Source organism: Arthrobacter sp. Leaf234 (assembly GCF_001422665.1).
Taxonomy (GTDB): Bacteria; Actinomycetota; Actinomycetes; order Actinomycetales; family Micrococcaceae; genus Arthrobacter_D.
This window is the reverse complement of sequence record NZ_LMLU01000001.1, coordinates 946507-961695: the sequence shown is the minus strand read 5'-3', so window position 1 is coordinate 961695 and position 15189 is coordinate 946507. Positions and strand designations below refer to the sequence as shown.

Sequence of the window (15189 nt, the reverse complement as noted above, 5' to 3'; positions counted from 1 at the left end):
GCGCAGGGGTTCGCCGAAGAAAAGTCAGACAGTGTCCACCGCGCTCACGATTCCGGGAGCTGTGTGCGGGACAAAAGAATGCGTTCTATCGACGCAGGCTGCGCGCTGAACTGGCTGATGGTACGCCGTGCGCAGGCAAGTAGGTCCAGTTTATCAGCACTCCCGGCTCACCCCTGCATGGGGACCCGCTCCGGGCCACCGCCGTCGTCGCCTGCTCGGACCGGCCCTGTACTCGACCGGACGATCAGCCGGGGCTGGAGCGATCCTCCTGCACCGAGCGCCTGCACACCGAGCAGCTCGTCGATGCAGCGGCGACCGAGATCGTGGAACTCCTGCCGGAGCGTGGTGAGGGACGGCTCGTAGTACTCGGCCTCGGGAACGTCGTCGAAGCCGATCACGCTCACCTGGCGCGGCACCTCACAGCCGCGCTGCCTGAGGGCCTTCAACAGTCCCAGCGCCATCTGGTCGTTGCCGACGAAGAACGCCGTGGGAAGTCGTCCGAGCTCCACGCCGAGGCCCGCATCGTAGCCCGATCGTGCACTCCAGTCACCGTGGAGCAGCGGCCCCTCAGCCAGCCCGTGGCGCGCGAGCGCCGACCGCCAGCCTGCGAGCCTCCGCTGCGCATCCACCCAGTCGGCGGGCCCGGCCAGGTGCGCGATCCGCCGGTGTCCGAGCGCAACGAGATGCTCGACCGCACTCGCAGCCGCACTCTCCTGGTCCAGGGCCACGTCCCCGCCACGATGACCGCCTCCCCCGACGGTCAGCATCGGGATGCCCGACTGCATCGTGGCCAGCACCTCCAGCGCAGAGACGTGCGGCGTGAGCGCGATGACGCCCTCCACGCCGTGATCGAGCAGATCACTCAGCGCCTCGTCCACCGTCGGCGCGGAGTAGTCCTTCAGGGTGACCACGGTCAGGAAATAGCCTGCACGACGCGCGGCGTCCTGGACCCCCATCAGGACGCTCGAGGGTCCGTACTGCGAGAGTTCGCCCGCGAGGACCCCGATCGAGTGGGTCCTGCCCGTCGCGAGTGACCGGGCGGCAGCGTTGGGCCGGTAGTCGAGCTCGAGGATGGCCGCATGGACCTTCCGCCGGGTGGCGTCGCTGACGTTCGGCCTCCGGTTGACCACCCGCGACACGGTCTGGTGGGAGACACCCGCGAGGGAGGCGACATCGGTCAGGCTGGGGCTCCGCGGTGTCGTCGCCGCTGCCACGGGACCTCCTTCCTCCGTCCGCCCCCACGATTTCTGACCCGACCCTACAGGCTGGAGGGGTCTACATCGATGGAGGGGCGAGCCGTGACGGCACGAGTCCGAAACGTGACACAAATCACTTGACCGTCAAATTGTTAGCGTTCACAATCGACCGCAGGGCACGAAGCCCCGCGCAGCAATGAAGGTGCAGATGCCCTTGCTGTGGTCCCCAGATCCAGGAGGCAGCAGTGCTCAAGAAGACTTTCGTCACGGTCGTCGCAGCGACGACCCTCGCCCTCACCGCCTGCGGCGGCGGCACCGACGCCGGCATCGGAGCCGGCGGCGGATCGGGTGACGGCATCACCATGGGATTCGCACAGGTGGGAGCCGAGAGCGGGTGGCGGTCCGCCAATACGAAATCCGTGCAGGACGCCGCCGAGAAGGCCGGCGTCGACCTCAAGTTCTCCGATGCCCAGCAGAAGCAGGAGAACCAGATCAAGGCGATCCGCTCCTACATCCAGCAGCAGGTGGATGTCATCGCCTTCTCCCCCGTCGTCGAATCGGGCTGGGACACGGTGCTCAAGGAAGCGAAGGACGCCGGCATCCCCGTCATCCTCACCGATCGCGCAGTCGACTCCTCGGACACATCGCTCTACAAGACGTTCCTCGGCTCGGACTTCGTCGAGGAGGGCAAGAAGGCCGGCGACTGGCTCGTGGAGGACTCGGCGTCGACCGACGGCCCCATCAACATCGTCGAGCTGCAGGGCACCACGGGTGCGGCGCCCGCCATCGACCGCAAGGAAGGTTTCGAGGCTGCGATCGCGGCGGATCCGGACCTCACCATCGTGCAGTCCCAGACCGGCGACTTCACCCGCAGCGGAGGCAAGCAGGTCATGGAGGCGTTCCTCAAGAACACCCCCGACATCGACGTCGTCTACGCCCACAACGACGACATGGGGCTCGGCGCGATCGAGGCCATCGAGGCTGCCGGGAAAGTACCCGGAAAGGACATCAAGATCATCACCGTCGACGCCGTCAAGGACGGCATGACCGCACTGGCCGACGGGAAGATCAACTACATCGTCGAGTGCAACCCGCTGCTCGGTGAGCAGCTGATGGACCTCGCCGCGAAGGTCGTGGCAGGCGAGGAGGTGCCCGAGCGGGTCGTGACCGAGGAGTCGGCCTTCACACCGGAACAGGCGAAGGAAGTCCTCGCCAGCCGGGAGTACTGAACCGACCGCCTCCGACACCACGACGTGGACCCACACGTCGATGACACCAGGGATGCGGTGGGCCTCGCCCACCGCATCCCGCAAGGGAAAGACAGCTGAATGAACGAGATCGTCCCCGTCGTGGACCTGCGCGGCATCTCCATCGAGTTCCCGGGGGTCAAGGCCCTGGACGGCGTCGATCTCCGACTGTTCCAGGGCGAGGTCCACGCGCTCATGGGAGAGAACGGTGCCGGCAAATCGACGCTGATCAAGGCCCTGACCGGCGTGTACGCGATCGACAGCGGGACCATCACCGTCCTCGGGGAGCAGCATCGATTCGCCGGCCCGGCCGAAGCACAGGACGCGCGCATCAGCACGGTGTACCAGGAGGTCAATCTCTGCCCGAATCTCTCGATCGAGGAGAACATCCTCCTCGGCAGGGAACCGCGCCGCAGGGGAGGTATCCACTGGAAGGAGGTGCGCCGCAGGGCCAGGGCCGTCCTCGAGCGGCTGAATCTCGGCCACCTCGATCCCGGATCCGTGCTCTCCTCGCACTCCATCGCCATCCAGCAACTGGTCGCGATCGCCCGCTCGGTCCAGGTGGATGCGAAGGTGCTGATCCTCGACGAGCCGACCTCCAGCCTCGACACGGAGGAGGTGCAGCAGCTCTTCGCGGTCATCCGCTCCCTGCGGGACCACGGCGTCGCCATCCTCTTCGTCTCGCACTTCCTCGAACAGGTGTACGAGATCTCGGACCGCATGACGGTGCTGCGCAACGGCCGGCTCGTCGGTGAGTTCATGACGAGGGAGCTCCCCCGCATGTCGCTCATCTCGAAGATGATGGGCAAGGAACTCGACGCCCTGACGGAGCTCGACCGATCGGACGTCCGTACGCGGCCGGACAGGACCGACGCCGTGCCGCTCCTCCTGGCGGAGAAGCTGGGCCGGAAGGGGTCCGTCGGCAACGTCGACATCGCCCTGTACGAGGGACAGATCCTCGGCCTGGCCGGTCTCTTGGGATCGGGCCGGACGGAGACCGCCCGACTCCTCTTCGGCGCGGATCGCGCGGACCAGGGACAGCTCACCATCAGGGGAACCGCCCAGACCCTGAGATCACCCCGGTCCGCCATCGACCACGGCATCGCGTTCTCCTCCGAGAACCGCAAGGAGGAGGGGCTGATCGGCGACCTCTCGGTCCGGGACAATCTCGTCCTGGCGATGCAGGCCAGCCAGGGGTGGCTGAGGAGGATCCCGGCCCATCAGCAGGATCAGCTGACCGAGAAGTTCATCGGCGCGCTGGACATCCGACCCGCCGACAAGGACGCACTGATCCGCAACCTGAGCGGCGGGAACCAGCAGAAGGTCCTCCTGGCACGCTGGCTGATCACGAACCCGAAGCTCCTCATCCTCGACGAACCGACCCGCGGGATCGACATCGGCGCCAAGACGCAGATCCAGAAACTCATCAGCACCCTCGCCGGGGACGGCATGTCGATCATCTTCATCTCCGCGGAACTCGAGGAAGTGCTGCGCCTGAGCGACCACATCGCCGTCCTCAAGGACCGACGCATGGTTGCCGACCTACCCAACGACGGAGTCACCATGGAAGACGTCATGACGATCATCGCCGGATCAGCCGCATGAACGCGCTGCTGAAGCACCGCCTGACCTGGCCGGTCCTCGCCCTGGTCCTGCTGCTCCTCCTGAATCAGGTGTTCCGCGCCGATTTCCTGTCCGTCCGCCTTCAGGACGGCCACCTGTACGGCAGCCTGATCGACATCCTCCGCAACGGAGCACCGACCATCCTCATCGCCCTCGGGATGACCCTCGTCATCGCGTCCCGCGGGATCGATCTCTCGGTAGGGGCTGTCGCCGCCATCGCGGGCGCCGTCTCCTGCACCTACATCTACACGTCCCCGGACCCCTCCTCGCTGCGGACCGCAGCGGTCGCGGTGGCCCTGGCAGTGGTGGCAGGGCTGGTCCTCGGCCTGTGGAACGGGTTCCTCGTGTCCGTCGTCGGCATCCAGCCCATCATCGCGACCCTCGTCCTGATGACGGCCGGGCGGGGTCTGGCACAACTCGTCACCGACGGGCAGATCATCTCCGTGTCCAACGATTCCTACCAGTCGATCGGGGCGGGCTTCGTCCTCGGCCTGCCCATCTCCATCCTCATCGCCGCAGCGGCCTTCCTCGCCGCCGGGCTCCTGACCCGGCGCACCGCCCTCGGAACCCTCATCGAGGCCGTCGGGATCAATCCGGTGGCCAGCCGCCTCGCCGGCCTGAACGCGCGCACCATCACGATGGCGGTCTACGTGTTCAGCGGACTGTGCGCCGCCATCGCCGGCCTCATGATCAGTTCCAACGTGACGGCCGCGGACGCCAACAATGCCGGCCTCTACATCGAGATGGACGCCATCCTCGCCGTCGTGATCGGTGGGACCTCGCTGGCCGGCGGTCGGTACAGCCTCGTCGGCACCCTGATCGGAGCACTCATCATCCAGACGCTGACCACCACCGTCTACACGCTCGGCATCCCCCCGGAGGTCACCCTGGTGTTCAAGGCCCTGGTCGTGATCATCGTGTGCCTGCTGCAATCGAGCCGGGCCCGGACCCTGCTCAAGCAACGCAGACGACCCGTCACCGCGACCTCCGACGTCAAGGTGGCCATCTGATGTCCGTCGTCACCCGGACCCCCGCACCCCTGAACCGGACCCGCATCAGCCTGCTCCAAGGCAAGGCGCGCTACGCCCCCACCCTGGCGACCGTAGGCCTGTTCCTGGCGATGTTCGCCGCCGGCGCGGTCATGTATCCCGGCTTCCTGTCCGGTCAGGTCTTCCTCAACCTCCTCGTCGACAACACGTTCCTCATCGTCCTCGCCGTGGGCATGACCTTCGTGATCCTCACCGGAGGAATAGACCTCTCCGTCGGGTCCGTCGTCGCCCTCTCCATGATGATCGCCGCAGCCCTCCTGCAGGCGGGCTGGAACCCGATCGCCGTCATCGCGCTGGTCCTCCTGACCGGGGCAACCTTCGGACTCCTCATGGGCCTCGTCATCCAGGTCTTCGAGATCCAGCCCTTCATCGTGACCCTGGCCGGGCTCTTCCTCGCCCGCGGTCTCTGCTACGTGATCAGCGTCGATTCGATCACCGTCACCGATCCCTTCTTCACGGCCATGGCCCAGGCCCGCATCCCCCTCGGCGGACGGATGTTCATCTCCCCCGGCGTCGTGATCGCACTCCTCGTGGTCACCCTCGCCTTCTACGTCCTGCACCAGACCCGGTTCGGACGCACCGTCTACGCCATCGGCGGCGGAGAATCCTCCGCCCTCCTGATGGGACTGGCCGTACCCCGCACGAAGGTGCTCGTCTACGGGATCAGCGGGCTGTGTTCGGCGGTCGCCGGCGTCCTCTTCTCCTTCTACAGCCTCTCCGGATACAGTCTCGCGGCCACGGGGCTCGAACTGGACGCGATCGCGGCGGTCGTGGTCGGCGGGACGCTCCTCACCGGCGGCTACGGGTACGTGCTCGGCTCCCTCGCCGGCGTCCTCATCCTCGGCATCGTGCAGACGTTCATCTCCTACGAGGGCACCCTCAGCTCCTGGTGGACACGCATCGTGATCGGCGCCCTGCTGCTGGCCTTCATCCTGCTGCAGAAACTCTTCTCCCGAAAAGTCCCGGTCACCTGACAGGTGCCCGCGACCGGATGCGGGAGAGCCCGGACCGGTGTGCCGTCGGGGGCGCGATACCCCGGCGGTGCACCGACGCGGTGAGCCGCGCAGCCGGCGTCTCGCCAGCGGTGCGCTCATCTGCGAGGGTGGGAGCACCAGTGCCGCAGCCCCTGCCAGGAGGAACCCATGACCCTGTCCCCAGACACCCTGCTCGAGGACGCGCGGGCACTCTCCGGTGACATCGCCGATCTCCGGCACCGGCTCCACCGCGAACCCGAGCTGGGGCTCGACCTCCCGCGGACGCAGGAGAAGGTCCTGCAGGCGCTCGACGGACTCCCCTACGAGATCACCCTCGGGACGGATACGACGTCGGTCACCGCCGTCCTCCGCGGCGGAGCCGGCCGGGCGGCCGCGGGTGCTGCACCCGTGGTCCTCCTCCGCGGCGACATGGACGCGCTCCCGGTGCAGGAGGCCACGGGCGTGCCCTTCAGCTCGGAGGTCGACGGCGCCATGCACGCCTGCGGCCACGACCTGCACACCGCGATGCTCGCCGGCGCCGCGACCCTGCTCGCCGAGCGGCGAAGCGAGCTCCCGGGCGACGTCGTGCTCATGTTCCAGCCGGGCGAGGAGGGGCACGACGGCGCCGGCGTCATGATCCGCGAAGGCGTCCTCGACGCAGCCGGCAGGAAGCCCGACGCCGCCTACGGCATCCACGTGGTGTCCTCCCTGCTCCCCACGGGGGTGCTCGCGAGCCGCAGCGGCCCACTGATGTCGGCATCGGACGGGCTCCTGGTCACCGTCCGCGGGGCGGGCGGCCACGGATCCTCGCCCCATTCGGCGAAGGACCCGGTGACCGTGGCGGCGGAGATCGTCACGCAGCTGCAGGTCATGATCACGCGGCAGTTCGACATGTTCGACCCCGTGGTGCTGTCCGTCGGCGTGCTGCGTGCCGGGACGCAGCGGAACATCATCCCGGAGACGGCGCGGATCGAGGCGACGGTCCGGACCTACTCGGCGGCGAACCGTGATCGCATGACCGAGGCCGCTCCGCGACTCGTCCGGCACATCGCGGCCGCGCACGGCCTCGAGGCGGACATCGAGTACCTCCACGAATACCCGGTGACGGTCACGAACCATGACGAGACGGCACACGCCGAGGCGCAGGTGGGCGCCCTGTTCGGCGCCCACCGGTACCTCACCATGCCGCAACCCATGAGCGGTTCGGAGGACTTCTCCCGCATCCTCGAGGCGGTACCCGGTTCCTTCCTCTTCCTCTCGGCCGTCGCGCCGGGCGCCGACCCGTCCGGCTCGCCCTTCAACCACTCGCCGTACGCGGTGTTCGACGACGGCATCCTGGCCGACGGCGCCGCGCTCTACGCCCAGCTCGCCATCTCCCGGCTGGCCTCGGACGGGAGGCGTCCGACCCCGGCCGTATGAGGTGCAGCCGGTAGCCTTGGGGGCGATGGAGCCTCGAGAACAGAACCCCGACCAGCCGCACCGCACCCAACCCGTGTCCTTCGTCCGCCGGGGGTCCCGCCTGCAGGGCAGGCGCCGCGAGGCATGGGACGATCTCGCAGCGGCGTTCCTCATCGACGTCCCGCGGATCGAGAACGCCGACACCTCGGTGGCACCGGGTTTCGTGCTCGACGTCGCCGCCGCCTTCGGGCGCTCGGCTCCCCTGGTCGTCGAGGTGGGGTCCGGCCTCGGCGAGGCCATCACGCATGCAGCGGAACTCGATCCGGATCGCGACTACCTCGCCCTCGAGGTGTACCGTCCCGGGCTCGCCCAGACCATGCTGCGCATCAGCCAGAGAGGCCTCACCAACGTGCGGACCGCGCAGGTGAACGCCGCGGAGGCCTTCACCGGCATGATCCCGGCGTCGTCCGTCGCGGAACTGTGGACCTTCTTCCCCGACCCGTGGCACAAGGCCCGCCACCACAAACGCCGGCTGGTGAAGGAGGACTACGTGGAGCGTGCCGCGCGCGTCATCGAACCGGGCGGCGTCTTCCGGCTCGCCACGGACTGGTCCAGCTACGCCGTCCAGATGCGCGAGGTCCTGGAGGCGAGCGGGGACTTCGTGAACCTGCACGCCGGCGAGCGCACGGGCCCGGAGAGCCCGCTCACGCAGGTGTGGGCGAGCGGCGTGGAGGCAGTGGTGGGCGGTGCTCCCGTCCGGGCGGGCAGGGACCCGGTGAGCACCGGGAACACCGGCGTCAACGAGGGCACGGACGAGCGTGGCGGCTGGGCCCCGCGCTTCGAGGGCCGCACCCTGACCAGCTTCGAGAACAAGGCGATCGCGGCCGGACGGATGGTCTTCGACCTCGCCTACCGTCGCGCGTGACGGATGGGGCCTGGGCGGGCCACGCCAGGGACTCCCCCGCCTACCGGCGGATCCTCCTGGCCCTGCTGTTCGCCGGTCTGGCGACCTTCGCCCAGCTCTACTCGCTGCAGGCCGTGCTCACCGGCGTCGCCGCGGAGTTCGGGGTGTCGGCAGCCGGCGCCGCACTGACCGTGTCGGCGGCGACCCTCGGCCTCGCCGGCGCCGTCATCCCGTGGTCGGCCGTCGCCGACCGGGCCGGGCGCCGCAGGACCATGGCGTGGGCCATCGGTGGCGCCGTCGTCCTCGGTCTCCTGGCCGCGCTGGCGCCGACCTTCGAGGCGCTGATCGTCCTCCGGTTCCTCGAGGGGGTCATGCTGGGCGGGGTGCCTGCGACGGCGCTCGCCTACCTCTTCGAGGAGGTGCAGCGGATGCATGCCGCCGTCGCTGCGGGAACGTACATCGCGGGAACCACGCTCGGCGGACTCGCGGGCCGGCTGGTCGCCGGGCCGGTGGGGGATCTTCTCGGCTGGCGGGCGGGGGTGCTCGCGGTCAGCGCCATGGCCGGCGCTGCCGCGGTGGCCTTCGTGCTCCTCGCGCCCCGTGCGCGGGGTTTCGTCCCCGTCCTGCGGGGTCGGGGACCGTCCCTGGCCGCGCGCGTCCTCGTGAATCTCCGGTCGTCCCGCCTGCTGGCGGTCTACGCGCAGGGGTTCCTCCTGATGGGCGGGTTCGTGGCGGTCTACAACTACCTGGCGTTCCGGCTGGAGGCTCCGCCCTTCCTGCTCCCCGCCTCGCTGGTCAGCCTGCTGTTCCTCGCGTACCTCTCCGGCACCGCGACGTCCCGTCTCGCGGGAGGCATCAGTGTCCGTGTCGGACGCTTCCCCGTCCTCCTCTCGGCGCTCCCCGTGATGCTCGTCGGGCTGGCCGTGACGCTCTCGGACCTGCTCCCGCTCGTGGTCGTCGGGCTCGTGGTCTTCACGGGAGGGTTCTTCGCCGCACATTCCGTCGCGTCCGGGTGGACGCCGCTGCTCGCCACCGCGGGCCGCGCCCAGGCCGCGGGTCTCTACAACGCCGGCTACTACGCCGGTTCGAGCGTCCTCGGCTGGGTCGGCGGTCTCTTCTTCGGGTCGTACGGCTGGCCGGGCGTCGCCGGGTTCGCCGCTGCCCTGTGCCTGGCCGCGGGACTCCTCGCCGTCGTCGCGCTGCGGGGAGCTCCCGGCGCACATCCGCTCAGGTGACACGGGGCACCGGCCGCGCTGGTCAACACGCCGTGCCCGGCTCCCCGCCACCCGCCGGACACGGGTAGATTCGCTGGAGCAGCCGGACGATCCCGGACGCCGACCAGGGGACGCAGGGACATGGGTATTTTCAGCCGCCGGAGGGCCGGCGGGGACGCGATCAGCGCCTTCTGGGACTGGTGGGCGAACGACGGCGAGGAACTGCTGACCACCGCGACCCGGGCCGGCGACTTCGACGCCTACGTGGACGTCATGACGCGTCGCGTCCGGGCGATGGCCAGGGGACTCGAGTGGGAGACCAGGACGGGCACGGACGCGGAGCACACGCTCTGCGTCTCGAGCGGCGGTGACGCGGCGCTCCGCCCCGTGGCCGAGCGCTGGTACCGCGCATCGCCACCGGCCGGCAGGCGCTGGGAGTTCGTCCCCGCCCGGAGCGCGAAGCCGGACATGCTCGACTCCACCATCACCTATCGCGGCAGGACCTTCGACCTGCGCCGCACGCGCGTCCACGCGGCGGTGACCCGGGCCGGCGACGGCTTCATCCTGTCGGTCCACCACCCCGGGTTCACCGGCCAGTGGGACGACGAGCACGGACTGTGCGTCCTGCTCCTCGAGTGGCTGCTGGGCGAGGACGACGTCGAGCGCTGGGTGCGACGCGTGGACTGCATCGTGCACGACGTCGTCGACAGCATCCCCGCCGCCGAGGTGCCCGGACGCGTGCGGGATCTCGCCCGGACCCTGCCCGAGCCCGGTTGGCTCGTCCTGCAGGGCCGGCACGGGAGCGGCGCACCGGTGACCGTGCGGGTCCTCCGCCCCCTGCGGTGGATCGACCATCCTCGCTTCGACCTGCACACCACCGTCCGCGCGGCGTTCGACGCCGACGAGCAGGGGCTCCCGGCGCCCGGAGCGGTGGCCGGGCTCGACGAACTCGAGGACACGCTGGTCAGGTCCCTCGGCATCCGCGGGATGCTGGTCGCGGTGGAGACCTCCAGGGGGGCCAGCACCCTGCACTTCTACTCCGACTCCGAGGACCAGAACGGGCGCGATGCCCTCGATATGGCCGTGCGCGACCGCCGATCCGTCACAGCCCGGCATGCCGTCGATCCCGGCTGGAAGAAAGTACAGGACTTCACATGACCTACCGCTCCCCCACCTTCGTCGGCCACCTCATCGGGGCATCGTTCGGCCTGGTGTTCGTCCTCGTGAACGCCACCGGGCTGCCGGTCGTCCTCGCCACCACCCTGAGGGCCGCCGCCGTGGCCGCGTTCGTCGTCGTGGTCCTCGGGTTCCTGCGGACCGCCCAGGACCTCCGGCGGGCCGGGCGCGCCCGACCCGCCGGATTCACCCGGTTCTACTGGTTCGTGGTCCTGATCGAGGCCCTCGCGCTCTTCGGTGGCCTCGCCGTGCTCCGGCAGGTGGAACCCGCCGCAGCGCTGGGCTGGATCGCCCTGGTGGTGGGCGTGCACTTCTTCCCGCTGGCGCGGCTGTGGCCGGAGGGCCGGCGTCAGCTGGTCGCGATCGCGACGGCGATGACAGCCCTCGGCGTGATCGGGCTGGTGCTGGCCTTCTCGACGCGCGACGCCGTCCTCGTCGGCGTCGTCTCGGGGGTCGGGTCGGGGCTCGTGCTGCTGGGCTGGTCCCTCGTCCAGTCCGTCGGGACCCTCACCGGCCGCCGCAGCACAGCGGGCACCTGACCGTTCGCGCCCCGACGGACGGGATGCGGACACCGCGTGGTGCGCGGTGGCAGCACTGTTCGGCCTGGTCTGCACCGCGGCCACCTCGGTGCTGATCCTCCGGACGTAGGCCGCCGCCGGGGCGCGGGAGTCGGGGGGACCGCCCGCGCAGGGCACGTCCGCGAGCGTGGGACAGGCCACGGCGAACGGCCGTCCGGGGTGGTCCGAACCGTGACGCCGACAGCGCCGGCGCCACGGACAGGGCGGGTCAGAAGGCCGACGACGGCAGGTCGCGCTCACCCTCGACGATGGCCGTGATGATGCGCCCGGCGACCGATCGGGGATCCTTGCCCTGCGGCAGTTTCGGCGCCTCGCCGGCGATCGGCCTCGTGGCGAGACCGGTCTCCGTGTGGGGTGGCCTGGCGTCGAGCACGCGTACGCCCTGTCGACGCAGCTCGAGGGTCAGCGCCTTCCCGTAGGCACTGAGGCCGGCCTTCGTCGCGGAATAGGCGGCCATCCCCGCGGTGGGACTCTCGGCGACGACAGCACTGATCTGGGCGATGAAGGAGTCCTTGCCGAGCCTCGGCGCCACCTCGCGCATCAGCCGCATGTAGCCGAGCAGGTTCACGAGCATCAGTTCGTCGAGGGTGTCGTCGTCCACCTCCACAGCAGGACCGAAGGCGACGACGCCGGAGGCGAACACCACGCCGTGGAGTTCCCGCCCGTACACCGCAGCGGCGATGTCGGCCGGCCCCGTGGGCTTGCCGAGATCGGCGGCCACCTGCCCGACGACGGCCTCCCCCAGGTCGCCGGCGAGGACCGCGAGCTTCTCCTCCGACCGGCCCGAGAGGGTGAGCTGCGCGCCCTGGGCGGCAAGCTGGCGTGCCAGCTCCGCGCCGAGCACACCGGTGGCGCCGACGACCAGGACGTGGGTACCGCTGAGTTCAGTCATGGGCTCACTGTAGCAACGGGCTCCGACCGTCCCCGGGGCAGCGGATACCGGGCCGTCCGGCCCTTCGATCCCCTCCGGCACAGGTCGCGGGAGGGCGCAGCGCGCTCAGTACTGCGCCGGCGGACCGCCCCGGTGGTCCCGACGTTTCAGCTCGTCGAGCTGCTGCTGCACGGACGCCTCCGCCTCCAGCTCCTCGAACGCCTGCTGGAGCCGGGGCGACGACGGGTCGGACCAGGACAGCTCCTCGCGCGCCCGGGCCTGCGCCTCGAAGCGGCGGACCTCGAGCTCGGCGCTGCGGCGGGCCGCCTCGATCGAGGCGGCCTCACGGGAGGAGGATGCGAGGGCCTCGTGGACGCCGATGGCGGCCTGTGCCGCCGCACGCCGCGCGACCATCGCGTCGTACTCCATCGCGTTCTGCCGGACGCGGTGTTCCAGCCGCTGCACGTCCTCGTGGAGCCGCCGGGCCTGCTGCTCGGCCTCGCGGAGCTGGGCGGTGAGGGTGTCGAGGCGTCGCCGCGCCGTCATGGACTCCCGGATGGCGGCACGGGCGGCGTCGTCGTCCCCACGCCGGACCGCCGCAGCCACGGCGGCTTCCACCCGGTTGAGGTAGGCCGCCGCCTCGTTCGCGGCCAGCCCCACCCGGTGGTGGTGGGCGGCGACGTCGGCAGCGCCCCTCCGCGCCTGGTCGAGCAGGGTGCGCTGCGCCGCCTGCGCGTTCTGCGCCTCGACGCGCGGGTCCTGCTTCGCCTCCACGGCGGCACTGCGGTTGGCCTTCACGATGCGCGTGATACGCCGTCTGATCGTCACGTGGACCCCCGGTGGTCGCTGAAGTGGTGTCGTCCCTCCCAGACTGAACCGATCACCAGTCCGGGCGGTTCCCGTAGGTGTCCCGCCAGGTCCCCATGGCCGAGATCTCTCCCCGGAGACGGGTGGTGGCCTGATCGAGCTGGCGGGTGTCGATGGACCGCGAGGTCTTCAGCAGGCTGCGGCGCAGTTCCGCCGAGAGCTCGTCGAGGGCCTTGGCCTGGGCGGCGAGATCGGTGGTCAACTCCTCCTTGAGCTGCCGGTTGGGCTCCCGGTCCGCGGTGCGCAGCATGTTCTCGATGGACGCCGCTGCCCGGTCGATCTCCGCTGCGGCCCGCGGCAGGTCCCCGACCGGCCGCCCCTGTTCGGAGGCTTCCTGCAGCGCGAGGTGGGTGGCGCGCGAAGACCGCTTGAGTTCGCCGATGAGCCGTGCGGGTTCACGCGTGAGTCGGTCCGGGGCGTACGCGCGGGCCGCGAGCATGCCGCGGTCCCGGGTGCGCTCGATGACGCGCGAGCGCCTGACCTTCCGCACCACGAGCCAGCCGGCGATGCCCGTTCCCGCTCCGATGGTCGCGAGCACCCCGGCACCGACCGCCAGGGTCTCGACGAGAACCTCAAGCATGGTGCTGATCCGGAGTGGCTGCCATTCCTCCAGTCTGCCCTCGTCCTCCGACAAATTCCACCCGGACCCGAGGACGGGGCAGGGGTGGGCCCCCAACGCTTCCGGCTCCCGCACTTCATCGTGCCTCTTCCAATACTGTGCGTCACACAGTATTATTCCAGGCATGAGCAGAGACGACGACCTCACTGCGGGGCACCTGCAGGAACTGCGGCGGGGAACCGTCGTCCTGGCCTGCCTCACCCGGCTGCGAACGCCCGACTACGGCTATTCGCTCCTCGAGTCACTCGACGTCCTGGGCATCCAGGTCGACGCGAACACGCTCTACCCACTCCTCCGCCGCCTCGAGAAGCAAGGGCTGCTGGTCAGCGAGTGGAACACCGCCGAGTCCCGTCCCAGGAAGTTCTACCGGACGAGCCCGGCGGGCGACGACCTCGCCGCACTCCTCACCGACGACTGGGATCGGCTGACCGCATCACTGCATCGCCTCTCCGAAGGGGAAGAACCATGACCAGCCTGACCGACCGCTACATCTGGGCCGCTGTCCGCACCGTTCCCGAATCCGAACGGCCGGATCTCGAACTCGACATCAGGGACCTGATCGAGGGCGCCGTCGAGGCGCGGACCGCCACCCGCCACGATCCCGCAGCCGCCGAACGGGACGCACTCTCCGAGCTGGGGGATCCGGAACGGCTCGCCGCGGACTACGTCGACCGACCACTCACGCTGATCGGACCCCGCTACTACCTCGACTGGCTCAGGCTCCTCAGGACCGTCCTGCTCATCGTCGTCCCCCTCGCGACGGTGGCCGTCCTGGTCGTCCGGCTGCTCACCACCGGGAGCATCGGCGGTGCGATCGGCAGCGCGGTGTCCACGGCGATCACCGCCACGGTCCACATCGGTTTCTGGACCACCCTGCTGTTCGTCGTCCTGGAACGCAGCGGGACCACCGACGGCACCATGGAGTGGACCGTCGACCGCCTGCCCGACCTGCCCGACCACGACCGGAGCGCACGCCTGCCCGAGTTCATCGCCTCCCTGGTGTTCCTCGGCCTGTTCGCCGGCGCGATCGTCTGGCAGCAGCTCCGCTCGGTGGTCCGGGACGAGGCCGGCGGAGCCGTCCCGCTGCTTGACCCGGCACTGTGGTCCTTCTGGATCCCGTGGTTCCTCGGCCTGATCGCCGCCGAAGCCCTCTTCGCCCTCCGGGTCTATCGACGCGGCTGGTCCTGGTGGTCCGCAGTGGTCAACCTCGTGCTGGGGCTCGCGTTCGCCGTGCCTGCCCTCCTGCTGTGGGCCGGCGGCAGGGTGCTCAATCCGGCCTTCACCGACGCCGTGGGGTGGGATCCGGCGGTCGCAGCGGGAGGCGGGTGGACGGCGGGCGGCATCGTGGTCGCCGCCGTCGTGATCATCGCCGCCTGGGACGTGGCCGACGGCTTCCTGAGGGCGCACCGGGCGCTCGCCGCGCACCCTGCACGCCCGCTCTCCGCACATCGCTGACCCCAGGACCGCACCCGG

General features: G+C 70.0%; 15 protein-coding genes. 11 read left to right on the top strand and 4 right to left on the bottom strand.

Going from position 1 to position 15189, the window contains the following annotated elements; all coding sequences use genetic code 11:
* Window positions 1-167 precede the first annotated feature (167 nt).
* A complete protein-coding gene (locus ASF21_RS04515) occupies window positions 168-1214 on the bottom strand; it encodes a LacI family DNA-binding transcriptional regulator (protein ID WP_055767345.1) in 1047 nt (348 codons plus the stop codon).
* A 227-nt stretch (window positions 1215-1441) separates the two neighbouring features.
* On the opposite strand from ASF21_RS04515, the gene ASF21_RS04510 reads away from it, so the two are divergent.
* The 9 genes from ASF21_RS04510 (at window position 1442) to ASF21_RS04470 (ending at window position 11320) form a co-directional block, all read left to right on the top strand.
* Window positions 1442-2425 carry an ABC transporter substrate-binding protein gene (locus tag ASF21_RS04510; protein WP_055767342.1) on the top strand — a complete coding sequence of 328 codons (984 nt, stop codon included), beginning with the start codon at window positions 1442-1444 and terminating at the stop codon, window positions 2423-2425.
* A 99-nt stretch (window positions 2426-2524) separates the two neighbouring features.
* Window positions 2525-4048: a sugar ABC transporter ATP-binding protein gene (locus ASF21_RS04505; protein ID WP_055767339.1), complete on the top strand. Its 1524-nt coding sequence runs from the start codon at window positions 2525-2527 to the stop codon at window positions 4046-4048.
* A complete protein-coding gene (locus tag ASF21_RS04500; RefSeq protein ID WP_055767336.1) occupies window positions 4045-5076 on the top strand; it encodes an ABC transporter permease in 1032 nt (343 codons plus the stop codon). The genes ASF21_RS04505 and ASF21_RS04500 overlap by 4 nt, the downstream gene beginning before the upstream one ends.
* Window positions 5076-6089, top strand: a complete 1014-nt coding sequence (gene yjfF / locus ASF21_RS04495) for a galactofuranose ABC transporter, permease protein YjfF (RefSeq protein ID WP_055767331.1) — start codon at window positions 5076-5078, stop codon at window positions 6087-6089. The genes ASF21_RS04500 and yjfF overlap by 1 nt, the downstream gene beginning before the upstream one ends.
* Before the next feature lie 168 nt (window positions 6090-6257).
* Window positions 6258-7508 (top strand): M20 metallopeptidase family protein, encoded by a 1251-nt coding sequence (locus tag ASF21_RS04490; RefSeq protein ID WP_055767328.1) that lies wholly within the window; start codon window positions 6258-6260, stop codon window positions 7506-7508.
* A 25-nt stretch (window positions 7509-7533) separates the two neighbouring features.
* Window positions 7534-8412, top strand: coding sequence for a tRNA (guanosine(46)-N7)-methyltransferase TrmB (trmB, locus tag ASF21_RS04485; RefSeq protein ID WP_055767325.1), 879 nt, complete (start codon window positions 7534-7536; stop codon window positions 8410-8412).
* Window positions 8409-9626, top strand: a complete 1218-nt coding sequence (locus tag ASF21_RS04480; RefSeq protein ID WP_055767322.1) for an MFS transporter — start codon at window positions 8409-8411, stop codon at window positions 9624-9626. Before trmB ends, ASF21_RS04480 begins: the two co-directional genes overlap by 4 nt.
* Before the next feature lie 120 nt (window positions 9627-9746).
* Window positions 9747-10763 (top strand): DUF695 domain-containing protein, encoded by a 1017-nt coding sequence (locus tag ASF21_RS04475; protein ID WP_055767319.1) that lies wholly within the window; start codon window positions 9747-9749, stop codon window positions 10761-10763.
* Window positions 10760-11320 (top strand): hypothetical protein, encoded by a 561-nt coding sequence (locus ASF21_RS04470; protein ID WP_055767316.1) that lies wholly within the window; start codon window positions 10760-10762, stop codon window positions 11318-11320. Before ASF21_RS04475 ends, ASF21_RS04470 begins: the two co-directional genes overlap by 4 nt.
* Before the next feature lie 247 nt (window positions 11321-11567).
* Here ASF21_RS04470 and ASF21_RS04465 read toward each other — a convergent pair whose 3' ends face one another.
* The 3 genes from ASF21_RS04465 to ASF21_RS04455 form a co-directional block, all read right to left on the bottom strand.
* A complete protein-coding gene (locus tag ASF21_RS04465) occupies window positions 11568-12251 on the bottom strand; it encodes an SDR family NAD(P)-dependent oxidoreductase (protein ID WP_055767313.1) in 684 nt (227 codons plus the stop codon).
* A gap of 105 nt (window positions 12252-12356) precedes the next feature.
* Window positions 12357-13058, bottom strand: a complete 702-nt coding sequence (locus tag ASF21_RS04460) for a PspA/IM30 family protein (protein ID WP_055767310.1) — start codon at window positions 13056-13058, stop codon at window positions 12357-12359.
* A 52-nt stretch (window positions 13059-13110) separates the two neighbouring features.
* A complete protein-coding gene (locus ASF21_RS04455) occupies window positions 13111-13677 on the bottom strand; it encodes a hypothetical protein (RefSeq protein ID WP_157365733.1) in 567 nt (188 codons plus the stop codon).
* A 163-nt stretch (window positions 13678-13840) separates the two neighbouring features.
* Here ASF21_RS04455 and ASF21_RS04450 point away from each other — a divergent pair, with 163 nt between their 5' ends.
* Window positions 13841-14185: a PadR family transcriptional regulator gene (locus ASF21_RS04450; RefSeq protein ID WP_055767303.1), complete on the top strand. Its 345-nt coding sequence runs from the start codon at window positions 13841-13843 to the stop codon at window positions 14183-14185.
* Window positions 14182-15171 (top strand): hypothetical protein, encoded by a 990-nt coding sequence (locus ASF21_RS04445; protein ID WP_055767301.1) that lies wholly within the window; start codon window positions 14182-14184, stop codon window positions 15169-15171. The genes ASF21_RS04450 and ASF21_RS04445 overlap by 4 nt, the downstream gene beginning before the upstream one ends.
* Window positions 15172-15189 lie beyond the last annotated feature (18 nt).